At 64.1% G+C, this 20,129-nt stretch carries 23 protein-coding genes and 2 pseudogenes; 7 read left to right on the plus strand and 18 right to left on the minus strand.

The genetic code is table 11. The features are described 5' to 3' along the window. Positions 1-6: 6 nt before the first annotated feature. The 4 genes and pseudogenes from AAE027_RS18385 to AAE027_RS18400 all read right to left on the minus strand — a co-directional run bounded on the left by AAE027_RS18385 (position 7) and on the right by AAE027_RS18400 (position 2,888). Entirely contained in the window at positions 7-915 is a 909-nt protein-coding gene (locus AAE027_RS18385; RefSeq protein ID WP_370986767.1) for an amino acid ABC transporter substrate-binding protein, read from the minus strand. Positions 916-1,091: 176 nt separating this feature from the next. Then, the gene (locus AAE027_RS18390; protein ID WP_370986766.1) at positions 1,092-1,511 is read right to left on the minus strand and encodes a nuclear transport factor 2-like protein; all 420 of its coding nucleotides are present in this window, start codon (positions 1,509-1,511) and stop codon (positions 1,092-1,094) included. 192 nt (positions 1,512-1,703) lie between these two features. Further along, a pseudogene (locus tag AAE027_RS18395) lies at positions 1,704-1,904 on the minus strand (transposase); the annotation flags it as partial. Between the two features lie 69 nt (positions 1,905-1,973). Further along, a complete protein-coding gene (locus AAE027_RS18400; RefSeq protein ID WP_370986765.1) occupies positions 1,974-2,888 on the minus strand; it encodes a LysR family transcriptional regulator in 915 nt (304 codons plus the stop codon). Between the two features lie 129 nt (positions 2,889-3,017). Between AAE027_RS18400 and AAE027_RS18405 the strand changes: the two genes are divergently transcribed. From AAE027_RS18405 to AAE027_RS18415, 3 genes are all read left to right on the plus strand, one after another. Then, on the plus strand, positions 3,018-4,370 hold the full coding sequence (locus tag AAE027_RS18405) for an MFS transporter (protein WP_370986764.1): 1,353 nt from the start codon (positions 3,018-3,020) through the stop codon (positions 4,368-4,370). Positions 4,371-4,706: 336 nt separating this feature from the next. Beyond that, positions 4,707-5,948: an amidohydrolase family protein gene (locus tag AAE027_RS18410; protein ID WP_370986763.1), complete on the plus strand. Its 1,242-nt coding sequence runs from the start codon at positions 4,707-4,709 to the stop codon at positions 5,946-5,948. 240 nt (positions 5,949-6,188) lie between these two features. Next, positions 6,189-6,509 carry a hypothetical protein gene (locus tag AAE027_RS18415; protein ID WP_370986762.1) on the plus strand — a complete coding sequence of 107 codons (321 nt, stop codon included), beginning with the start codon at positions 6,189-6,191 and terminating at the stop codon, positions 6,507-6,509. On the opposite strand, the gene AAE027_RS18420 is transcribed toward AAE027_RS18415, so the two are convergent. The 8 genes from AAE027_RS18420 to AAE027_RS18455 form a co-directional block, all read right to left on the minus strand. Then, the gene (locus AAE027_RS18420; protein ID WP_370986896.1) at positions 6,510-7,433 is read right to left on the minus strand and encodes a DUF1932 domain-containing protein; all 924 of its coding nucleotides are present in this window, start codon (positions 7,431-7,433) and stop codon (positions 6,510-6,512) included. It abuts the gene before it with no gap. After that, the gene (locus AAE027_RS18425; RefSeq protein ID WP_370986761.1) at positions 7,430-8,299 is read right to left on the minus strand and encodes a substrate-binding domain-containing protein; all 870 of its coding nucleotides are present in this window, start codon (positions 8,297-8,299) and stop codon (positions 7,430-7,432) included. Before AAE027_RS18425 ends, AAE027_RS18420 begins: the two co-directional genes overlap by 4 nt. Before the next feature lie 21 nt (positions 8,300-8,320). Beyond that, positions 8,321-9,004, minus strand: a complete 684-nt coding sequence (locus AAE027_RS18430; protein ID WP_370986760.1) for a 4-carboxy-4-hydroxy-2-oxoadipate aldolase/oxaloacetate decarboxylase — start codon at positions 9,002-9,004, stop codon at positions 8,321-8,323. Then, complete coding sequence (locus AAE027_RS18435) at positions 9,001-9,714, minus strand: PIG-L deacetylase family protein (RefSeq protein WP_027517331.1); 714 nt, start codon at positions 9,712-9,714, stop codon at positions 9,001-9,003. Before AAE027_RS18435 ends, AAE027_RS18430 begins: the two co-directional genes overlap by 4 nt. Before the next feature lie 67 nt (positions 9,715-9,781). Continuing rightward, positions 9,782-11,083: a C4-dicarboxylate transporter DctA gene (gene dctA, locus AAE027_RS18440; RefSeq protein ID WP_370986759.1), complete on the minus strand. Its 1,302-nt coding sequence runs from the start codon at positions 11,081-11,083 to the stop codon at positions 9,782-9,784. Further along, positions 11,080-11,958 (minus strand): amidohydrolase family protein, encoded by an 879-nt coding sequence (locus AAE027_RS18445; RefSeq protein ID WP_370986758.1) that lies wholly within the window; start codon positions 11,956-11,958, stop codon positions 11,080-11,082. The genes dctA and AAE027_RS18445 overlap by 4 nt, the downstream gene beginning before the upstream one ends. Positions 11,959-11,962: 4 nt before the next feature. Then, entirely contained in the window at positions 11,963-12,922 is a 960-nt protein-coding gene (locus tag AAE027_RS18450; protein WP_370986757.1) for an amidohydrolase family protein, read from the minus strand. A gap of 71 nt (positions 12,923-12,993) precedes the next feature. After that, the gene (locus AAE027_RS18455; protein ID WP_370986756.1) at positions 12,994-13,704 is read right to left on the minus strand and encodes a TetR/AcrR family transcriptional regulator; all 711 of its coding nucleotides are present in this window, start codon (positions 13,702-13,704) and stop codon (positions 12,994-12,996) included. A 116-nt stretch (positions 13,705-13,820) separates the two neighbouring features. On the opposite strand from AAE027_RS18455, the gene AAE027_RS18460 reads away from it, so the two are divergent. The 3 genes from AAE027_RS18460 to AAE027_RS18470 all read left to right on the plus strand — a co-directional run bounded on the left by AAE027_RS18460 (position 13,821) and on the right by AAE027_RS18470 (position 16,378). Continuing rightward, positions 13,821-14,801 carry a tripartite tricarboxylate transporter substrate binding protein gene (locus tag AAE027_RS18460; protein ID WP_370986755.1) on the plus strand — a complete coding sequence of 327 codons (981 nt, stop codon included), beginning with the start codon at positions 13,821-13,823 and terminating at the stop codon, positions 14,799-14,801. Positions 14,802-14,823: 22 nt separating this feature from the next. Further along, entirely contained in the window at positions 14,824-15,264 is a 441-nt protein-coding gene (locus AAE027_RS18465; protein WP_370986754.1) for a type 2 periplasmic-binding domain-containing protein, read from the plus strand. 190 nt (positions 15,265-15,454) lie between these two features. Then, positions 15,455-16,378 carry a PepSY domain-containing protein gene (locus AAE027_RS18470; RefSeq protein ID WP_370986753.1) on the plus strand — a complete coding sequence of 308 codons (924 nt, stop codon included), beginning with the start codon at positions 15,455-15,457 and terminating at the stop codon, positions 16,376-16,378. Between the two features lie 6 nt (positions 16,379-16,384). On the opposite strand, the pseudogene AAE027_RS18475 reads toward AAE027_RS18470, so the two are convergent. Continuing rightward, positions 16,385-17,523, minus strand: a pseudogene (locus AAE027_RS18475) (mechanosensitive ion channel family protein). Between the two features lie 127 nt (positions 17,524-17,650). Here AAE027_RS18475 and AAE027_RS18480 point away from each other — a divergent pair. After that, positions 17,651-18,895, plus strand: a complete 1,245-nt coding sequence (locus AAE027_RS18480) for a DUF763 domain-containing protein (RefSeq protein ID WP_370986752.1) — start codon at positions 17,651-17,653, stop codon at positions 18,893-18,895. A 38-nt stretch (positions 18,896-18,933) separates the two neighbouring features. On the opposite strand, the gene AAE027_RS18485 is transcribed toward AAE027_RS18480, so the two are convergent. Genes AAE027_RS18485 through AAE027_RS18505 form a run of 5 tightly spaced genes read right to left on the minus strand, consistent with a single transcriptional unit; the run spans position 18,934 to position 20,125 of the window. After that, positions 18,934-19,176 carry a hypothetical protein gene (locus AAE027_RS18485; protein ID WP_370986751.1) on the minus strand — a complete coding sequence of 81 codons (243 nt, stop codon included), beginning with the start codon at positions 19,174-19,176 and terminating at the stop codon, positions 18,934-18,936. 38 nt (positions 19,177-19,214) lie between these two features. Next, on the minus strand, positions 19,215-19,478 hold the full coding sequence (locus AAE027_RS18490; protein WP_370986750.1) for a hypothetical protein: 264 nt from the start codon (positions 19,476-19,478) through the stop codon (positions 19,215-19,217). A gap of 15 nt (positions 19,479-19,493) precedes the next feature. Next, positions 19,494-19,676, minus strand: coding sequence for a hypothetical protein (locus tag AAE027_RS18495; protein ID WP_245471220.1), 183 nt, complete (start codon positions 19,674-19,676; stop codon positions 19,494-19,496). A gap of 48 nt (positions 19,677-19,724) precedes the next feature. After that, positions 19,725-19,925: a hypothetical protein gene (locus AAE027_RS18500; protein ID WP_091888628.1), complete on the minus strand. Its 201-nt coding sequence runs from the start codon at positions 19,923-19,925 to the stop codon at positions 19,725-19,727. A gap of 14 nt (positions 19,926-19,939) precedes the next feature. Continuing rightward, a complete protein-coding gene (locus AAE027_RS18505; protein ID WP_091888822.1) occupies positions 19,940-20,125 on the minus strand; it encodes a hypothetical protein in 186 nt (61 codons plus the stop codon). Between the last annotated feature and the right edge of the window lie 4 nt (positions 20,126-20,129).

Raw genomic sequence — 20,129 nt, forward strand, 5'->3', positions numbered from 1 at the left:
CTCGCCTCAGTTCACCACATAGACATCAGGATCGGCGCTCGAGCTCGGCTTCTTGAAGGCGTTGCGCAAGGCCGGTGACATCGGGACGTTGTAGTTGAGGCCGTTCGGCGGGGTCGGCGATTGCAACCATTTCTTGTAGAGCACCTCGATCTCGGGGCGTGCATAGAGCTCCGCGGTCGCGCGATCGGCGAGCGCCTTGAACGGCGCATCCTCCCGCCGCAGCATGATCCCGTAAGGCTCCGGCTTCGAGAACGCCTCCTCGCTGATCATGTAGAGCTGGGGCTCCTTCGATCGCGCGATCGCGACCGCGAGCTGGACGTCATCGAGCGCATAGGCCTGGGCCCGGTCGGTCTCGAGCAACAAGAACGCCTCGGCCTGATCCTTGGCCGGCATCACATTGATGCCGAGATTGCGCTCGGTGTTGACCTTGGCGAGTTGCGTCAGGTTGACCGAGCCGGCCACCGCCGTGACGGCCTTGCCCTTGAGATCGTCGATGGTATTGATCTTGGCGGCCTTCTTCGCCGCGAATCGCGTCGCGCTGAGGAAGTGCGTGTTGGTGAAGGCGACCTGCTTCTGGCGATCGGCATTGTTGGTGGTCGCCGAGCAATGCAGATCGAGCGTGCCGTTGACCATCAGCGGAATCCGGTTCGACGACGTCACGGCGAGAGTGTCGATGGCGATGTCGGGCATGCCGAGCTGCTTCTTCACGGCGTCGACGATCCTGAGACAGATATCCATGGCAAAGCCGACCGGCTTCTGGTTGCCGTCGAGATAGCTGAACGGGACCGAGGCCTCCTGATAGCCCAGCGTGATCTTCTTCGTCTCCTTGATCTTCTGGAGCGTGCCCGACAGGTCTTCGGCTGATGCTGCGCCCGCAAGACATGTCAGGGTCAGGACAACAGTGGGTAGACGCATCGGGTGCTCCTCAAGACGCTTGCGCCTCCATGCCGGGCGCAATCACGAGCGTTGATAGCGCAGGCACACGCCAGCCGCCAGACGGGCTTGCGACTAGCAGCTATCGCGGCTTTCGATACGATGAGCGGCAGTTCGGCTCGGCAGAAAGCGAGCTTCGCCTCGGTCCCGAGACGGCCTTACGCGTCGATGCCGCGCTGGACCAGGATGCGCTCGGCGCTGTCGTTCCAGACATCCATCTTCGTGATCTTGCCGTTCCGCACCACGAAGCGGTCGACGTAGCGGTTGCCTTCGAAGGCGGTCCCGTCCTTCCATTCGCCATACAGCGTTCCGACGCTGTACACGATGGTCTCGCCATGCCCCGGACAGACGTCGAACCGGTCCATCTTCTTCTTGACCCAGCGGTAGCGTTTGGCGTTGAAGGTTGTAGGCCCCCGGGGATGGTCGAACTCGCGGCCACCCGTGAACGTGATGATCGTGCCCGGCGCGACATAGGCTGCCGCGGCATCGGGATCGGGAATCATCGATGCCGTGAGATAGGCTTTCACGATCTCGGCGTCCGACAACGATCCGGTCTCGGCTTCGGCGGTTACGGACATGGCGCATTCTCCTTGCTTTGGCGGATACTATCGCCGGCCTCTCGGAATGCATGCATATATTTTGAACATCTGCCCTGCTGCTCTAGGGCCGGACTCATAACGCGCGACACGGTCGGCAAGTAGCATCGATCCGATAGCGGCATCATGAGCAGCGGCAAGTCCATCTATGATGCGGCCCCAGACACCAGCTCACCGCCAACGGACGGAGCGGTTGTAGCATGTGGTATACGGACCAAACGTCTCCGGCAGATCCCGCCAAGGTGCCCCAGATCGCAGGACCCAAAAGATGCCATTGAGGACACGACGGTCGTTCACCCGAGGAACGCCGCGCGGCTTGTTCGACAGCATGGGCTTGATGGCGATCCATTCATGATCAGCGAGTTCGTAGCGCATGTTCGAGCCCCCAGTTTGGAAGCTTGAACACAGGGTCTGGCCAGACGCAACGCTTCCGGGCGGGCCTCCCTATTGGACGCATTCGTCGGCCTCGTCCAAAAGCCATGCAACGAATGCCTTCACCCGAGCATCACTTGCCAAGACCGCGGGCCAGCGCACGAGGTGTACCTTCGTCGACGGCATATCCCAGGTCTCAGGCAGCACGCGCACAAGGCGGCCGTCGATGAGCGCGTCGCGCGCGAGGAGTGATCGCGTTAGAACGACGCCGCTGCCTTGAAGTGCGGCACCGATCGCTGTCGCCATGTTGGCGTAACGTAGTCCAACCGGCGGCGGCGCGTTGAGGCCAAGTCGCGCGAACCACGTCGACCAGGACCACTCGGTTCCCGCGTTCGCGTCTTCGCCAGCCCCCTTATGGATCAGCGGCAGCGCGGCGATGCGCGTCGGGTCGTCGAGCGGCGCGGACGGCAATAGTCGCGCGTGGCAAACGGGGAAGACCTGCTCGCGGAACAACACGCGCTGCGTCGAGGTCTCGCGTGCCTCGCCCTCGAGGAGCCAATGGATCGTGATGTCGAGATCGAGGTGGATCGCTTGCGCCGTGCTCTCGACGATGATCAGTTCGATCGGCGTCGATGGGGCCTTGAACATCGGCAGGCGTGCGACGAGCCAATAGTCTGCAAGCGCCGCGCTGACGCCGACGCGCAGTGGGCCACTGCTGGCCGCAGCGCGGCATCGCGCGCGTAGCTCTCCGAGGCCGGTGAGGAGTTCCGCGAGGCCGGATGCAAGCGCTTCACCCGCGGGCGTCGGCCGCATGCCGCCCGAAGTCCGCGTCAGCAGTGGCAAACCCATAAAGTCTTCCAGCCGGCGCAACCGGTGGCTCACTGCGCTCTGCGTCACGCCGAGGTCGCTTGCTGCGGCGGTGACGCTGCCGAGACGGTGCACGGCTTCGAAGGCAATCAGGGCATCGAATGGAGGTTGGGCGGTCATGCCGGCATTATGAAGGAGATTCATGCTGAGTTGAACACTCGGCATACGCCACGAGCGCAAACCGATGATAACTAGCGGGCATCGCAGCGCTTCTTCTGCGCGGCACTTTCCCAGTTCGGCAGAGGATTTGTGAAGACGGCACCCTCCCTATGCGCTCGTGATCTTTCCGTTGCCCTGACACTCGGCCTCGGTGCGTTCTTCACGAATCTCGACGTCACTGCCGTCGTCGTCGCGCTGCCTGCGATGGAGCATACCCTCGACTTCGGCATGGCGGCGACGGCATGGGTGATCGATGCGTATTCGCTCGCTTTCACGGGCATGCTGCTGGCAGCTGGGGCAATCGCCGATCGCTTCGGTCGCCGCCGCGCTTTGCTGACCGGCAATGTGATCTTCCTTGTCGCTTCCCTGGCCTGCGGCCTTGCCTGGGACGGTCCGTCGTTGTGGCTCGCCCGTGGTCTGCAAGGCGTTGGCGCAGCGTTCGTCGTCACAGGCGCCTTGGCGCTCGTCGCCAGCGCGTTCCCGGATGCCGCCGTCAGAGCGCGTGTGTTCGCCTTGATGGGCGTCGTCTCCGGTGTTGGGATGGCCGTGGGGCCGACGCTTGGTGGCGTGATCACGGCTTGGACCGGGTGGCGCTGGATCTTCTTCATCAACGTGCCGTTCTGCGTGGCTCTGACCATTGCGGTGCCGCGGTTCGTCGCCGAGAGCCAAGCCGCGGAGAAGCGCTCGCTCGATATTGTCGGCGTCGCCCTGTTGACGATGGCACTCGCGCTACTGATTGACGCGACGTTGCGCGTACGTGCCGACATGATCGGTGCCGCGAGCCTCGGCGGCGCGGCGCTTCTGCTGTTGGCAGGCTTCGCCCTTCAACAGCGTCGGCGCGCTGTGCCGCTCCTCGACCCGACCGTGTTCGGGACACCCGCGATGATCGGTGTCGGCCTGCTGCTGATTGCGGTCTCCGTCAGCTACTGGTCCATCCTTGTCTATCTGCCGCCAGCGATGCAGAGCGCATTCGGGTGGCACACCAATCGTACTGGCTTCGCGCTGCTCGCTGCAACGGCGCCGATGCTAATCGTGCCGCCAATTGGCGGCCACCTCGTAATGCGCATCGGTTGGCGCTGGCACTTCGCGCATTCTCTCGCGATACTCGCGGTCGGTAATCTCCTTTTACTTGCATCCCTCTGGCGTACAGATACGGCCGAGACCCTCGGCCTTATGCTCGCGGGCATGGCAGCGATCGGCAGCGGCGCGGCGCTCTCCCACCCGCAACTTTCGGGTGCCCTGCTTGCGCTCGCCCCGCCAGACCGTTCCGGCATGGCCTCTGCCATGACGATCGTGGCGCGGCAGGGTGGCTTCGCGCTTGGGATCGCTGCGCTGGCCGTAGTTGGTGGCGGGCAAGCCTTCGAGGCCATTTTTGCTACCGCGGCGTCAACAGCAGTCTTGGGCGTTCTTGCAGCAATTTTCCTGCTTCCCGCCGATCGGTGAGCGCATGAAATATGCGTCTGGTTTGACCCGCGACCGTCGGCGATCGGGCTGCCGCGCTCGTAGACGCCAGAGATGACATGCTTTCCGGCTCAATGTCCCGAACTTATGCGTCGCTCTTGTATCCGATGCGTTTGCGGATCGGTAGCTTCTTGCACTATATTGACCGTTGGCTGCCTTGATCTGCGCTGCCGCACGTACTTGGTGGCTATTGGAACAAAGCGGACCTAGTCACCAATTACGTGACGCCGCTGGGTTTTATAGGGTACACGGCCTAGGACCCTCCGAGTCCCGCGTCGCGATTGACTGCGGCATTCTCCCGCCGCAAAAGTCGCTGCCATGAGCACGCAGACCGCCCTCGACCTGATCCTTCGCCGCGCGTTGTTGCGATCATCCGCCGCACCCGTCGATATCGGCGTGAAGGATGGCCGCATCGCCGCGATCGAACCGCGGCTCGTCTGCGACGCGGTCGAGCTTGATCTCGGCGGCCGCCTGGCTTTGCCCGGCTTCGTCGATAGCCATATCCATCTGGACAAGGCCTGCCTGCTCGGCCGCTGTGGGCACAATCACGGCAGCGTTTCGGACGCCATCCGCGCCGTTGCCGGGATGAAGCTCGATTTCACGGTCGAGGACATCTATGCCCGCGGTGCCCGGGTGCTCGAACGTGCGATCGTGCACGGAACGACGCGCATGCGCACCCATGTCGAGATCGATCCGCGCATCGCCTTGCGCGGCTTCGAGGCGGTCAAGGCGCTGAAGCGCGATTATGCCTGGGCGATCGACCTATCGCTCTGCGTCTTCCCGCAGGAAGGCCTGACCAACGATCCCGGAGCTGAGGAGTTGCTGATCCAGGCGCTTCGCGACGGCGGCGAGGTCATCGGCGGCTGCCCCTATACGGACACCGACCCGACCGCCCATCTCGAACGCATCTTCGATCTCGCGCAAGAATTCGACGTCGACGTCGACCTCCATCTCGACTTCGATCTCGACCCATCCTGGTGGCACCTCGATGAGGTCTGCCGCCAGACCGAGCGGCGCAGCTATGGGGGGCGTGTAGCGATCGGTCACGCCACCAAGCTTTCGGCACTACCGCCGGAGCGAATGAAGGCTGCCACCGCGCAGCTGGCGACGTCAGGCGTTGCCGTCACCGTGCTGCCCGCGACCGATCTCTATCTGATGGGGCGCGAGGCCACCCACAACGCGCCGCGGGGACTGACGCTCGCCCACAAGCTCGCAGGCGACGGCGTGTTGTGCTCGGTCGCCACCAACAATGTGCTCAATCCGTTCACGCCGTTCGGCGACGCCTCGCTGCTGCGGATGGCGAACTTCTATGCCAACGTCGCGCACGCCTCCGTGAGCGATTTCGACACCTGCCTCGATCTCGTGACCGAGCTGCCAGCACGGCTGATGAACCTTGGCGATTACGGCATCAAGATCGGCAACCCCGCCGATCTCGTCGTGCTCGATACGCGAGACAGCCGCTTCGCCATCGCGGAGCTGCCTGACGTGGTGATGGGCTTCAAGGCGGGCCGACAGACATTTGAGCGGCAGCGGCCGAATCTGTTCCGCCCGCGGAGCTGACGTCGCGACGCCGCAGGGTCGCACCATTCACCGGCAAGGCCGGCCCGCCGCTTCCAGCGGTAAGATTGTCGGGATACATGCCCGGCTATTGACGGCTTCCGTTCAATTATACCGCCGATCCAGCCCTATCCGAGTCCAGTAGAATCCCGGACCGTAGCCCCACGCGTTGCAAGGCCCACCGCGCTGACCATAACTAGGACTTTGCACTGATCATTTGCGTGCGATCGGGAAAGTATGGATATGTTCAGCGCATTCAGCAGCATCGACTATCATTCCATCCAGGCCAGAACGCCCACCGATCGCGCGGTGAAGCGGCTAGACGGCATCGGCCTTGTTCTATCGGATCTCGATATCTCGGGGATCCAGACGCAGGACGACGTCAGCCGTACGCTCTGGACGCTCGACGCCGCCAACAAATGCGTTCGCGCGGTGCTGGCCGAATTCCGCACGCAACCGGCCACGGAGCAGCTCGCCCGCAAAGCAAGAAATCTCATCGACTTGATCGAACGCGCCCGCGATCAGGTCGTGAGCTTCCAGACCGGCGATGCGGTCGTAGGCTGATTATTTTGTGCGATTGATCTTCGCGAGGATCCGGTCCGCCTCGGTGCGCCAGTTAGCGCTGCGAGCGAATTCCCTGGTGCCCTTGGTGCCGAACAGCCCGTCATCGGCGAGATCCGCCACCCAGGCCTGCCGCTCGGCCGTGCCCTGCGCCGACCAGGGCGTCAGGCCCGCCTCGCGCACGGTCTCGGCGACCTCGCGCACTTCCTCGGCGCGGCGGCGGCCGTGCTCGATCACGCGCTGGAAGAAATAGGCGCCCTGCTTCTCCCAGTCGATTCCGGGAAAAGTTTCCGCAAGCGACGCCAGCACGGCATCTTCCACGCCATAGGCGCGCGCCGTGGTGAAACTTTCGATGACCATGGCTTCCAGGCCCTTGATCATGATGCTGCGGCACATCTTCACCGCCGAGGACACACCGAGCTTGTCGCTGGCGACCTTCGCGGCAAAGCCGATCGCGTTCAGAAGCGGCTCGAGCTCTCTCGCACCGGGACCGCCGAGCAGTAGCGGCACCTTGATGCGGTACGGCGGCACCGAGGTCATCACCGCGCCCTCGACATAGCGGCCGGCAGCTGCATCGATCAGCGCAGCAGCGCGCTGCTTGGCGCCCGGTGAGGCCGAATTGAAATCCAGGAACCAGGTGCCCTGGTTGATCGCGGCCGCGCAGGCTTGTGCCACCGGAACAGCCTGGCTTGCCGTGACTGCGGACACGATGAAATCCGACTTCGCGGTCAGCTCGGCATGAGAGCCTGCAAGCACCACACCGAATTTCGCCGCATGCGCCTGCAGCGAAGCGCCCTGCTCGCCTCCGAGCTTGATGTCGTAGGCGGCGACCCTGATGTCCTGCTGGCGCAAATCCTCGGCCAAGATCCTGCCGACCTCGCCATAGCCGACCAGCCCGATCTGCCATCGCCTCGGATCCGCCATCAGTTCAATCCCCATGTCGTTTCATCGAAGAGCTCCTCGACCGCGTAGCGGCGCGGGATCAGCGCCTGCTGGAACGCGTAGTCGACGATCAGCTCCAGCGGCTTCCTGTTCGCTTCGATGCCAAACGGAATGAGGTCCGGCGAGGCCGCGGCGCCCATCTGTTCCTTGTTTCGCTTGAGCAGATCATAGACGCCTGCGACCACGTCGGGGCGTGATTTGGCGAGCTGCTCGGTCACGACCACGAGATGATTAACCGGCACGACGCCGCGCCGGGCGTACCATTTGGCGGCTTCCGCGGCGGGATCAGGGAATAGCGGCTTCAGCTTGGGATTATCAGAGGTCTCGCCGAGGACGGCATCGAGCTCGCCGTCGAGCAGCATCTGGAGGACCTTCTTGTCCTTCGGCGCGCGCTCGGTGGTGTCGACATATTCGGCAACGTGCGGATCCTCGAACGTCACCCAGCGGATATTGTCGAGATTGACGCCGTAGTCGTTGGCGAGGATGCCCCTGATCCAGGCGCCGGTCGTGGTCGTGAAGGAGCGGATGCCGACGCGCTTGCCTTCGAGGTCGGATGGGCCGAGCGTTCCGCGTGCGGGATTGTAGAGCGCATAGGCATGCTGGAAGCGGCCGAGCATAGTCGCAGGCAGCAGCACCAACGGCTTGCCGTGCGCCTTCGCCATCAGATAGGTGACGATTGCCATCTCGCAGACGTCGAACGCCTGCTCGCGCACCATCGGCTTGAAGGCCGTGTTGGTCGGCGCGTATTCGATGAAGTCGAGGTCGAAAAGGTCGGAGCGGAATTCGCCGCTCTTCACCGCCTGGACATGGGGGTGACTGCCGAGCACGGCCTTCAGCTTGAGACGATCCATCCGCCCGCTCCCGCCGTTGCCTCAGACGTCCTCGGGATTGTCGACATAGACGAGCCCGGCTTTCGCCAGCGCCTCGCGCATGCCGTACATGTCGAGACCGAGCTCGCCCGAAGCCAGGCGCTTACGCTTGCCGCCTTCATCCGCATTGCGCTTCTTCGCCTTCTCGGCGACTTCGGCCGCGTACCGCTTCGGCACCACGACGACGCCGTCGTCGTCGGCCACGATGATGTCGCCGGGGTCGACATTGACGCCGGCGCAGACCACGGGGACATTGACCGAGCCGAGCGTGGCCTTCACCGTGCCCTTGGCCGAGACCGCGCGCGACCACACCGGAAATTTCATCTCGTGCAGCGCTTTGACGTCGCGACAACCGGCATCGATGATCAATCCCTGCACGCCGCGAGCCTGGAGCGAAGTCGCGAGCAGCTCGCCGAACATTCCGTCAGTATTGTCGGTGGTGCAGCCGACGACGAGGATATCGCCCTTCTTGCACTGCTCGACCGCGACATGGATCATCCAATTGTCACCGGGCTGCGCGAGCACGGTGACCGCGGGGCCGGCAATCGCCGCGCCCGGCCAGACCGGCCGCAAATATGGCTTCATCAGCCCAATGCGGCCATAGGCCTCGTGCACGGTCGAGACGCCGTACTCCGCCATTCCGGCGGGATCGGCACGCTTGATGTTGCGAACGACGACCGGCTTCATGCGAGTTCCTCCGCAACGGTCGGAAACAGACGTTGATAGGCCTCGCCATAGGTCATGGGCACGCCGGTGTTGCGGCTGCCCTGGATGCCGCGGTTGAGCGCGACGCGCTCGTAATAGCCCCACAGATGCTTCTGCGCGGCCAGGATCTGGAACGCCTCGTACTTCTCCTTCCAGACCTCGTCGATCTTGAGGAGCAGGTCCGGCTTGTAATTGCACTGCTCCGGCTGGTGCGGCTCGAACAGGAACACCGGCGGCGCCGAATATTTGTACTGCGCACCGGGCTTGTGGCCCATCGCCTGCGCGACCACGCGGGTCTCCTGCGCGAAATGCGCGGCATTCGGATGGTCGAAATTATAGGGGTCTTCCAGTGCGTGGGTCAGCACGAAGCTCGGATTGAGCTCGCGGTAAATGTCGACCATGCGGTCGAAATGCGCCTCGGTGAGTTTCAACGGATAGTCGCCGCAATCGAAGAACTCGATCTCGGCACCTAACAGCTTTGCGGCCCGCTCCGCCTCGTCCTTGCGACCGGCCTTGACCGATTCCAGCGTCGCCCCCTTCTCCTTCCAGGCGAACTGGCTCTCGCCGCGCTCGCCGAAGGACATGCACACGATCTTCATGCGATAGCCTTTCTTCGCATGCAGGGCGATGGCGCCGCCGGCGCGCCAGACGAAATCGCCGGGATGGGCGGTGATCACGAGACCGGTTTTCATGGGACAAACTCCCCTCTTTCGTTCGTACGCATCATAGGCCGCCTGCCTCAGGCAGGAAGCCGGTTCATCACGCCACGGCGGCCGCTTGTTCCTCGCGGTCGAGCACACGCCGGAGACGCTCGCTGTCGAGCGCGCCTTCCCATTTGGCAATAGCGATCGTCGCAACCGCGTTCCCGATCAGATTGGTCGGCGTCAACCCCTGCGACATCAGGCGATGAATGCCGAGCACCAGCGCAACGCTCGTCACCGGAATGGTGCCGGTGGCCGATAGCGTCGCCGCCAGCACGACGAAGGCCGCGCCGGCAATTCCCGCCGCACCCTTGGAGGTCACGAGCAGGATCAGCAGCAGCTCGATCTGCTCGGCAAGGCCGAACGGCGTGTTGGTTGCCTGCGCCAGGAAAACCGAGGCCGCGGCGAGGTAGAGACAGGTACCGTCGAGATTGAAGGAATAGCCGGTCGGGATCACGAGCCCCACGACGCTCTTCTCGCAGCCGGCCCTTTCCAGCTTCGTCAGCATCCGCGGCAACACCGTCTCGGACGATGTGGTGGCGATGCAGATCAGCAGCTCTTCCCAGATGTAGCGGATCAGCTTGAGCAGCGAGAAGCCGCAGAGACGCGCGACGGGGCCCAGCGCCACGATGATAAAGACTACGCAGGTGAGATAGAAGCCACCCAGCAGCTTGCCGAGCGAGGCCAGCGAGCCCACGCCGAACTTGCCGACCGTAAACGCGATGGCGCCGAACGCGCCGATCGGCGCCGCCCACATCACGAAGCCGACGACGGCGAACACCATCTTGGCGGCAATGTCGATCAGATGCACCAGCGGCGCGGCACGCTCGCCGAGCTGTACCAGCGCGAAACCGCACAGTACGGAGATAAACAGCACCTGGAGGATATTGCCCTCGGCAAAGGCGCCGACGAACGTCGCGGGCACGATGTTCATCAGGAACGGCACGAAGCCGATCGCACCGGTCTGCTTGACGTAAGGCTCGATCGCGCTGGCATTGATGCTGGCGGGATCGATGTTCATGCCGACGCCGGGCTTGAGCAGGTTCACCGCGACGAGGCCGATGATCAGCGCGATCGTCGTCATGATCTCGAAATAGACGATCGCCTTTACTGCGACACGTCCGACGCGCGCCATGTCGGCCATATGCGCGATGCCATGCACGACGGTGCAGAAGATGATCGGCGCGATCAGCATCCGGATCGCCTTGATGAAGGCATCGCCCAGCGGCTGCATCTTGGCGCCCGCCTCGGGGCTGGCGATCCCAAGCGCGATGCCGGCTGCCATGGCGATGAGCACCTGGATCCAGAGCTCCTTCCACCAGGCGCGGCCGCGCGGCTTGTCGATCGCGAGCGCCGTCATTGGTCGAACCCGAACAGGCGCGCGGGATTGTCGACCAGGATCTTCTGCTGAAACTCCGGCTCGGGCGCGAACAGCGGGATCAGATCGACGAGATCGCCGTCATTCGGCATCACCTTGACATTGGGATGCGGCCAGTCCGTGCCCCAGATGACGCGGTCGGGCGCGGTCTCGACGATCTCACGCGCGAACGGCACCGCATCCGTGAACGGCGGACCGGCCGAGGACACACGCTCCGAGCCGCAGATCTTGACCCAGCATTTCTCGTCGCGCTGCATCAGCTCGATCAAAATCCTGAACGGAAGCTGGTCGAGCCCATCGGAGGCCTTCACTCGTCCCATGTGGTCGATGGTGTAGCTCAGCGGCAGCCTTGTCAGCATGTCGGCATATTCAGGCAGATCGATTGCATCGAAATGCAGATCGATATGCCAGCCGAGCGGTGCGACCATGGCGATGATGCGGTCGAACACGCCCTTATCTGGGACGCCGCCGAGGTGGCGGACGAAATTGAAACGGCAGCCGCGGAAGCCGCCGTCATGCAGATCGCGCAGGCCCCGCTCGGTGATGGTGTCGTCGATGTTTGCGACGGCCCGATAGGCGCCGTTGCTTTGCGCGATAGCATCGAGCGCCACCGTATTGTCCGTTCCGTGCACGCTGGCATTGACGATGACGGCGCGCTCGACGCCGAGCTTGGCATGCAGCGCGCGGAAATCCTCCAGCGGCGCATCCGGCGGCGTGTAGGAACGGTCAGGCGCGTACGGGTATTTCGCGCCGGGACCGAAGATGTGGCAATGCGCGTCACACGAAAGCTTCGGCAGCCTGAATTTCGGCGTGCGCGTGTTCGGGTCGGGCGGCGGAATGGTCGGCTTGTACATCATCGTCTCAGGTGAACTTGAACAGGCGCGCGGGATTGTCGACCAGCAGCTTCTGCTGGAGCTTTGCGTTGGCCGCGTAGAGCGGGATCAGGTCGACGATCTCGCCGTCATTCGGCATGACCTTGACATTGGGATGCGGCCAATCGGTGCCCCACAGCACGCGATCGGGCGCATTGTCGATCAGCGCTTTGGCGAATGGCACGGCGTCGTGGAACGGCTTGCCGGCCGACGACGCACGTTCGAGGCCGGTGATCTTGACCCAGCACTTCTCGTCCTTCCTCTGGAGGTCGAGCAAGGCCGTGAAGCCCGGATCGTCGAGGCCATTCCCCGCCTGCACCGTGCCCATATGATCGATCACGTAACGCGTCGGCAGCGCCGAGAGGATGGGCGCGAATTCGGCGATCGTACCCGGCTCGAAATAGACGTCGATATGCCAGCCGAGCTCGGCGACCCGATGCACGATGCGCTGGAATTTTCCCATGTCGCCGACGCCGCCGAGGCGCTTGAGGAAGGCGAAGCGGCAACCGCAGATGCCGGCCTTGTCGAGCGCCGCCAGTTCCTTCTCGGTCATCTCGTCATTGACGTTGGCGATGCCCTTATAGGCGCCCTCGCTCTGGGCGATGGCATCGGTGACGACGCGATTGTCGGTGCCGTGAACGGTGGCATTGACGATGACGCAGCGCTCGACGCCGATCTTCTCGTGCACGCTGCGGAATGCCTCCAGCGGCGCATCGGCCGTGTTGTAGGGGCGCTTCTCGGAGAACGGATAGCGAGACGCCGGACCGAAAATGTGGGTATGGCTGTCACAGGATTTTGCCGGCAGCTTGAACGATGGCGTTTTCGGACTTGGATCCGGCGGCTCAATGGTCGGAATCGATCTCTGCTCGCCGCCTTGCGCGCGCGCTTCGCTCGCGAGCGCTGCGCCGGCCAGTCCGGTCAAGAGATGCAAGCACTCCCGCCTGTTCATATCCTCAACACCCCATCACATGGTCCGTTTGCGAGCGGAAGCGCGAGGCGCCTCCGCTCGGGCGGCGTCTTTCAAGTCTTGCTGCTGACGACCGGCCGCCGCCGCGCCGGCGCGGCTTGATCCAGCGCGGGTGCCTGGAACGCGGCAACGGTGGCCTGCACCAGTTGCTCGATGGCATTGGCGGCGTCGCCGCCGTCGGCCTCACCGCGCGACAGGCGCGAGACGCGCTCGGGCGTCACCAGCGAATAATAAAGTGCGCCGAGCAGGAAGTGGCTGCGCCAGACGATGTCGGTGCGCGGGATATGCGGCAAGCTTTCGTGGATCGCGTCGATGAAGGCGTGGCTGGTGTCGTCAAAAGTCTGCGCGATGATCTTTCGCGCGACCTCATTGCCTTCGGCCGACATCACGGCGCGCAGGCGCGTGAAGCGTGCCCCGCCGCCGGCGAGATCGCTGCCCGAGGTGAAGGCCGGCACCACATAAGCGCGCACGATCGCCTCCAGCCGATCCTGGAGATCGCGCACGCGCTTGGCGGCCGCGAGCAGCTCGGATCGGCGCAAATTCATCGGCCCGCAATGGCGCCGGTAGATCTCCAGCAGCAGGCCGTCCTTGGTCTTGAAATGATAGGTCACGCTGCCGGGATTGGCCCCGGCAGCCTGCGCGATGTCGCGTACCGAGACGGCATTGAAGCCGTTGGTGGCGAACAGCTCCTCGGCCGCGGCGAGGATCGCCTCGCGCATGTTCGGCTTGCGGATCGTTTCCTTGCTGGTGGACTTGCGTACCATGTGATTTGTACTATCGTACAAAAGATCAGGTCTCGTCAACAAAAACCACGGGCGGCGTCCGCAATGGCCTGAAGTCCGCCGGCAGGCGCGCGAATGTCCTCAAGGAGTGCTGGGAAATGCTGGGTTTGAACAAGAAGATCGGCGCTATGATGCTGGGTGCCGGTCTGCTGCTGGCGGGCGGCGCCGCGCAGGCCGCCGAAAGTTACCCGAACAAGCCGGTCCACATTCTGGTCCCCTACGCCGCCGGCGGCGCGGTCGACGTGCTCGCACGCACGCTGGGTCAGGCGCTGGCCAAGACCTGGGGCCGGCAGCCGGTGATCGACAACCGCCCCGGCGCCGGCGGCATCGTTGCCTCGCAAGCGCTGACGCAGGCCGCACCCGACGGCTACACGCTGATCCTGGTCGCGAGTGGCCATCCGCTCAACCAGTTCATCTATCCGAGCGTGCCCTACGACACCTTCAAGGATTTCACTGGGATCACCGAGGTCGCCTCCTCGCCGCTCGCGATCGTCGTGGCCAAGGATAGCCCGTACAAGACGCTTGGCGATCTCCTGGCTGCGGCGAAGAAGGAGCCGGACAAGCTCTCCTACGGCATGTCCGGCAACGGCACCTCGGCGCATCTCGCCGGCGAGCTGCTCAAATACATGTCGGGCAGCAAGATCGTGGCGATCCCCTACAAGGGCGGCGCTCCGGCGCTCACGGCGGTGATCGCCGGCGAAATTCCGCTCAGCATCAATCCGCTCGCGGAAGCGATCGGCCAGCTCGAAGGCGGCCCGGTGCGCGCACTCGCGGTGACCTCGGCCCAGCGCTCCAAGGCGTTGCCGGATGTTCCGACCGTCGCGGAAGCCGGCGTGCCCGGCTACGACGTCTCGGTCTGGTGGGGTGTGCTTGGTCCGGCGAAGATGCCGCCGGAGATCGTCGCCAAGCTCGAAACCGACCTCAAGGCGGCGTTGCAGGATCCAAGCGTGCTGTCGACGCTCAGCAAGATCGGCGCCACCCCAGTCGGCTCCTCCGCCAAGGACTTCGACGCCTATATGCATGCCGAGGCGACGAAGTGGGAGCCGGTGCTGAAGGCCGCCAACATCCGCGCCCAGTGAGGCTCGCCTCACGAGCCAACCGGTGCTGGCGATCGAGCTCGGCTTTCTCGTCCCGGCCAATTCGCCGATCGGCAAGGTGGAGGACATCGACAAGCCCGGCGTGAAGATCGGCGTCACCAAGGGTTCGACCTCCGAGCGCACGCTGCCGGCCAAGTTCAAAAACGCGACCATCGTTTCCGCCGAAAGCGTCAAGGTGGCCGTCGGCATGTTCGGCCGTGGCGAGATCGATCTCTACGCGACCAACAAGCCGACGCTGTTCGAGATGTCCGACCAAATGCCGGGCGCAAGGATTCTCGACGGCAATTGGGGCGCCGAGCATATGGCGATCGCAATTCCCAAAGGGCGCGAGGACGCGCTCCCGCTGCTCAACCGCTTCGTGGCGGACGAGCAGTCATCCGGCGCGCTCGACACGATCCAGCGGCAGGCCGGCTTGCGCGGCGCGACTGGGGCGACGCGCGAGTAGGTGTCGCCGATCTCGAACGCACGACGCGGCTGCTGCAGCCTGTCGAAAATATGCGAACGATTGGCGATCGCAGCATCGCCGATAGCCTCGGCTCCATTTGCTGCAGATCAACGCTGCAACATGGACAAAGCGTCATTTGTCTTCGGGCCTGCGTTAGGCGACCAAAACCTGGCATCGCCGGAGACAGAGAATGAGCAAGCCTTTATTGTTGACACTCCATCGCTGGATCACGCTGGTCTTTGCGCTTCCCCTGTTCGCGATCATCGCCACCGGCCTGATCCTGGCCTTCGAGCCCGTGGTGCAAGTCAGTGGCATCGGCGGTCCGGAGATCGATCCCGGACGCGTCGTCGAGCTGGTGAAGAGGTACGATCCGGACAGCAAGGCGCGCGGGCTTTCGATCAATGCGGCCGGTCAGCGGATGACGCTGCAGGGCACCGGCACGCCGGCAATCGACCTCGTGACCGGCGCGCCTGCCGCCGCCAGCTCCGGCCTCAGCGATCTCTTCCTGTGGGCGCGGATCACGCATGAGCGGCTGCTCGGCCAGGCGTGGCTGGTGACGAGTTCGACCATAGCCATGGTGGCCTTGATGGTGCTCGGCATCCTCATGGGGCTGCCGCGGCTGCGCAACACGCTGTCCGGATGGCACAAGGGCACGGCCTGGTTCGCGCTGCCGCTCGTCCTCTTGAGCCCGCTGACCGGCCTGTGCATGGCCTTCGGCCTCACCTTTCAGAGCGCGACCGCGCCGGCCGACGCCGGCCGTCCTCTTCCCCTGCCCGACGCGATACGCCTGGTCGCAGCCTCGCATGAGCTGTCGCATATAATCTCGATCGGTACACGCGGCGGCCGCATCATGGCGAGACTTTATGACGGCGGAGAGTTGCGCGCCTATGCCGTGAGCTCGTCCGACGTCACACCGCTGCCGCGCAACTGGCCGCGCCTGATCCATGAGGGAAACTGGTCGGCGCTGATCGCCTCGCCGCTCAACGTCGTGACGTCGATCGCACTGCTCACGCTGCTCTCGACCGGCCTCCTGATCTGGGCGCGGCGGAAATTGCGTAAGCGGCGACCGCGCTCCGAGCGGCAAACCGACGCGGCCGTGGTTGGTGCCGGCTGATCGGCTTCAGTTGCGTGCACTCGCCCGCATCTTCTCCGGTGGCGCGACGCGCTGGAGAAGATCGCCGTCATCGTCGGCCGACGGGATCAGGATCGCGCGATCGCGCGGCAGCGCCTCCGGCATCTCGTCGCGGATGAAGGCCACGAGCTTTTCCCTGATCTCGCAGCGGAGGTCCCAGGATTGCGGCGCATTGCCCGCGCTGACCAGCGCGCGAAGCTCGATGGTGCGCGAATCCGCGTCGATTACCTGGAGATTGACCACGGCACCATCCCAGAGCTTGGAGTGCTTCACCGCCTCCTCCAGCCAGCCACGGATGCGCGCCACATCGGCACGGTAATCGACATGGAGCGCGATGACGCCGATCAGGGAGGCGGTGTCGCGGGTCCAGTTCTGGAACGGCTTTTCGATGAAATAGGAGAGCGGCACCACCATGCGGCGCCAGTCCCATAGCCGGATCACGACATAGGTCGCGGCGATGTCCTCGACCCATCCCCACTCGTTCTCGATGATCACGGCATCCTCGATGCGGATCGGCTGGGTGATGGCGATCTGCAAGCCTGCGATCAGATTGCTCAGCAGCGGCCGTGCGGCGAGACCGACGATGATACCGGCGGCACCGGCGGAGGCGAACAGGCTGACGCCATATTGCTTCACCGAATCGAACGTCATCAACGCGGCGGACACCGTGATGATGACGATGATGGTGTCGGTGACGCGCTTGAACACGCGCACCTGCGTGACGTGCTTGCGCGCGATGAAGTTCTCGGTGACGTCGCGAAAGTTCTGGAGATAGCGCGCCGCACTCATGTCGACGATCCGGATCGAGATCCAGCCGATCAGCGCGATGACGGCGACGACGAACAGCCGCATCAGCGGCGTTCGGATCATGTCGTCGAGTGGCGCAAGCGGCAGCACCAGCGCGACGGCGGCGAGGCAAAGGGCGAGTTGGGCCGGACCGGCGGTCCGGTCGATGAATACGCTCAGAAGCGGCAGACGAGTTCCGAAGGCGCGCTTGAGCAGCCAGGCCGCGAACCGATAGAAAGGGCAAGCAGGATCGCGCCGGCAACCAGGCTGAGGCCGACAAACCAAGACGGTATCCAGCCGAACATCCCGTCGATGTCGGCCATGAGGGCCTGCCAACTCATTGTTGTCCCCATCACTGCATTCGCGTAGCCCGCTCAACGCCTGCCGGTCAGCTTGGCTCCCCCATCCAGTGCAACGCATCATTCCGCTGATGCAACCGTTGCCGAATTGCGCTAACTTGAGATGCTCATGACTCGACGTACCGGCAGCGCCGATCTTCCTCTCCACACCGGGCGGGTTCCGCCGTGGCTTGCGAGCCGCATGGCTTCGCTCGGCGCGATCGTCACCGAGGCGATCGTTCATCATTACGGCCGTGATGCGTTTCTTCAGCGGCTGTCGCATCCGTTCTGGTTTCAATCATTTGGCGCCGTGATGGGGATGGACTGGCACTCCTCGGGCATCACGACCTCCGTGATCGGCGCGCTGAAGCGTGGACTCGGACCGCTCCAGGACGAGCTCGGCATCTATGTCTGTGGCGGCCGCGGCCAGCATTCGCGCAAGACGCCGGACGAGCTGCTGCAGCTCGGCGAGCGCGTCGGCATCGACGGCGCCAAGCTGACGCGTGCCAGCCGCCTGGTGGCGAAAGTCGACAGCGCGGCTGTGCAGGACGGCTTCGACCTCTATCTCCACGGCTTCTTCGTTACCGCGGACGCCAAATGGACCGTGGTGCAGCAGGGCATGAACGGCGACAAGCGGCAGGCCCGCCGCTATCACTGGCATTCCGAGGCGCTGAAGAGTTTTGTCGATACGCCGCACAGTGCGATCGACGGTCCGCAGCAAGGCGAGATCGTCAATCTCACCGACCATCGCGCCGATGTCTCGCGCACCGCGCAGCTCGAGCTGTTGAGCGGCCTCGGCCCGGATCGCATTGTCTCCGAGTTCGAACGGCTCACCGGCCTCGCGCCGGCGCAAGCCATGCTGCCGCACCTGATCATGCCCGCGCATCACGACGTCCGTCCCAAGGACGTGTTCGCACGCCGCCTGCACGGCACCCTCGCTGCTGCGGCCGAGCGCGGCCCGGTCGATTTCCCGGAGCTGTTGCTGACGCCCGGCGTCGGTGCGCGCACCGTACGCTCACTTGCGATGGTCGCCGAGGTCGTGCACGGCGCGCCCTATCGTTTCAAAGATCCCGCGCGCTTTTCGCTCGCCCATGGCGGCAAGGACCGGCATCCCTACCCCGTTCCGATCAAGGTCTATGACGAGACCATCCGCGTGCTGAAGGGCGCGATCCAGAACGCCAAGCTCGGGCGCGAAGAAGAGATGCAGGCCATCAAGCGCCTCGACGACCAGGCGCGGCGGCTGGAGCGGACCGCACAAGGCCCCTCGGTCGAAGCCTACATCGCCGGCGAGCGCGCCGCCTCGCCCGATCTCGACGGCCGCTCCGTGTTCGGCTGGGAGCGCGATCTCGCGCCGACAAAAAAGCGAACCGGCTGAACACCGGTCCGCCAGTTGGTCGGGAGGAACGCCCCCTATCAGGTCTCGTCAGTCCCTGGCTCCTCGTCGAGCCGGTTGGCTGCGTGATCCTGATACTGCTCGGTCTGGATGAACTTGCCATCCATGCCGCGAATGTCCGAATGCTGCGTCTTGTCGCGATTGGACAGCACCATGTTGTCGCCGATCTTGTCCTTGAGAATATCGGCCATGGCACCGGTGCCGTCGCCCTTGCCATGCACGCCCGATCTGAAGTGCGTCTTGCTGCCGCGCCCAGCTGGCATCGGTTTCTCCTCTTGCAGTGATCGCCCCCTTTGAACGCTCAGTGTTTCTGTTGTGCCGGCATTGGCTTCGGCGGCTTGTGGCCGCTCTGGCCGGGATCGTTGTGCTTGTTGTGGTCGCTCTCCTGATTGAGGCCGCCGCGACTTACCGCGTATTCGCTGTGCCTGGCGTCCGGACGCGCGTGATGGATGGCAGCGTCCCCGGACTTGCGACCGATCGCCTGATCGAGCTCGCGCGCGTTCGGAACATCGGGCTTGCGCTCGAGGATGCGAACCTGCTGCTCGTGGGTCTTTTTGCCTTGCATGCTCGTTCTCCGAAGCTACCGACCTCTTCGGTGCGCGCCGCCATGTGCGACGTCCTTGTCGATGCCGCCGCCGATGCCGACATCGTTCTCGCGATCGCCTTCGATCGTGTTCTCGCCGAGAGCATCTTCGAGATCGTCGGGTGACACGCCCGCCATGGTGGCCCCCTTTGATCCTCCGATCAGAGGATTGTCACGCATGTCCCTTTCGCTCGGCCTGTACAATTTGGGTTGCTTGCTGCTCATGAACTACCTGCCTCCGCCCTTTCCGGCTTCATCGTGACTGTGATGAGAATCGCGCTCGCCGCCTCCGCCGGAGATCCGGCTATGGCTGCGCTGCAAATCGTCCGCCGGCGGCTTCTTCACCTCCAACGGGGCCTTCGCATTCTCATGCGAAGCGCCAGGTCCGCCCTGACGAATGCTGTTCGGTGTCTTGGTGGATGTCGACATGAATGTCGCCCTCCTCAGCGATCTTGCTGATAGCCTTGATTGGTCGTGTTCTGCTTGATGTTGCCCTGCTGTCCCTGCTGATCCGGATTTTCCACGCGCTGTTGACCGCGCGGGGTCTGATTGGGCGACTCTTGCTTGGTATCGCCGGTTCCCTTCGGGCTCTGATTTTCCGGCGGAACAGGCGGCATCTTGCTGGCCATGATC

The sequence above is a fragment of the Bradyrhizobium sp. DN3 genome, from assembly GCF_041357655.1.
In the GTDB taxonomy this organism is placed as follows: Bacteria; Pseudomonadota; Alphaproteobacteria; order Rhizobiales; family Xanthobacteraceae; genus Bradyrhizobium.

Bases quoted from the DNA above. Each gene is read 5' to 3' on its own strand.
- AAE027_RS18460 (WP_370986755.1), top strand. From the start codon at position 13,821: ATGCTGGGTTTGAACAAGAAGATCGGCGCTATGATGCTGGGTGCCGGT.
- AAE027_RS18410 (WP_370986763.1), top strand. From the start codon at position 4,707: ATGAGCACGCAGACCGCCCTCGACCTGATCCTTCGCCGCGCGTTGTTG.
- AAE027_RS18455 (WP_370986756.1), bottom strand. From the start codon at position 13,704: ATGGTACGCAAGTCCACCAGCAAGGAAACGATCCGCAAGCCGAACATG.
- AAE027_RS18425 (WP_370986761.1), bottom strand. From the start codon at position 8,299: ATGGATCGTCTCAAGCTGAAGGCCGTGCTCGGCAGTCACCCCCATGTC.
- AAE027_RS18400 (WP_370986765.1), bottom strand. From the start codon at position 2,888: ATGACCGCCCAACCTCCATTCGATGCCCTGATTGCCTTCGAAGCCGTG.
- AAE027_RS18470 (WP_370986753.1), top strand. From the start codon at position 15,455: ATGAGCAAGCCTTTATTGTTGACACTCCATCGCTGGATCACGCTGGTC.
- AAE027_RS18490 (WP_370986750.1), bottom strand. From the start codon at position 19,478: ATGCAAGGCAAAAAGACCCACGAGCAGCAGGTTCGCATCCTCGAGCGC.
- AAE027_RS18505 (WP_091888822.1), bottom strand. From the start codon at position 20,125: ATGGCCAGCAAGATGCCGCCTGTTCCGCCGGAAAATCAGAGCCCGAAG.
- dctA (WP_370986759.1), bottom strand. From the start codon at position 11,083: ATGACGGCGCTCGCGATCGACAAGCCGCGCGGCCGCGCCTGGTGGAAG.
- AAE027_RS18445 (WP_370986758.1), bottom strand. From the start codon at position 11,958: ATGATGTACAAGCCGACCATTCCGCCGCCCGACCCGAACACGCGCACG.
- AAE027_RS18485 (WP_370986751.1), bottom strand. From the start codon at position 19,176: ATGCCAGCTGGGCGCGGCAGCAAGACGCACTTCAGATCGGGCGTGCAT.
- AAE027_RS18385 (WP_370986767.1), bottom strand. From the start codon at position 915: ATGCGTCTACCCACTGTTGTCCTGACCCTGACATGTCTTGCGGGCGCA.
- AAE027_RS18495 (WP_245471220.1), bottom strand. From the start codon at position 19,676: ATGCGTGACAATCCTCTGATCGGAGGATCAAAGGGGGCCACCATGGCG.
- AAE027_RS18435 (WP_027517331.1), bottom strand. From the start codon at position 9,714: ATGAAAACCGGTCTCGTGATCACCGCCCATCCCGGCGATTTCGTCTGG.
- AAE027_RS18500 (WP_091888628.1), bottom strand. From the start codon at position 19,925: ATGTCGACATCCACCAAGACACCGAACAGCATTCGTCAGGGCGGACCT.
- AAE027_RS18450 (WP_370986757.1), bottom strand. From the start codon at position 12,922: ATGAACAGGCGGGAGTGCTTGCATCTCTTGACCGGACTGGCCGGCGCA.
- AAE027_RS18430 (WP_370986760.1), bottom strand. From the start codon at position 9,004: ATGAAGCCGGTCGTCGTTCGCAACATCAAGCGTGCCGATCCCGCCGGA.
- AAE027_RS18480 (WP_370986752.1), top strand. From the start codon at position 17,651: ATGACTCGACGTACCGGCAGCGCCGATCTTCCTCTCCACACCGGGCGG.
- AAE027_RS18415 (WP_370986762.1), top strand. From the start codon at position 6,189: ATGTTCAGCGCATTCAGCAGCATCGACTATCATTCCATCCAGGCCAGA.
- AAE027_RS18390 (WP_370986766.1), bottom strand. From the start codon at position 1,511: ATGTCCGTAACCGCCGAAGCCGAGACCGGATCGTTGTCGGACGCCGAG.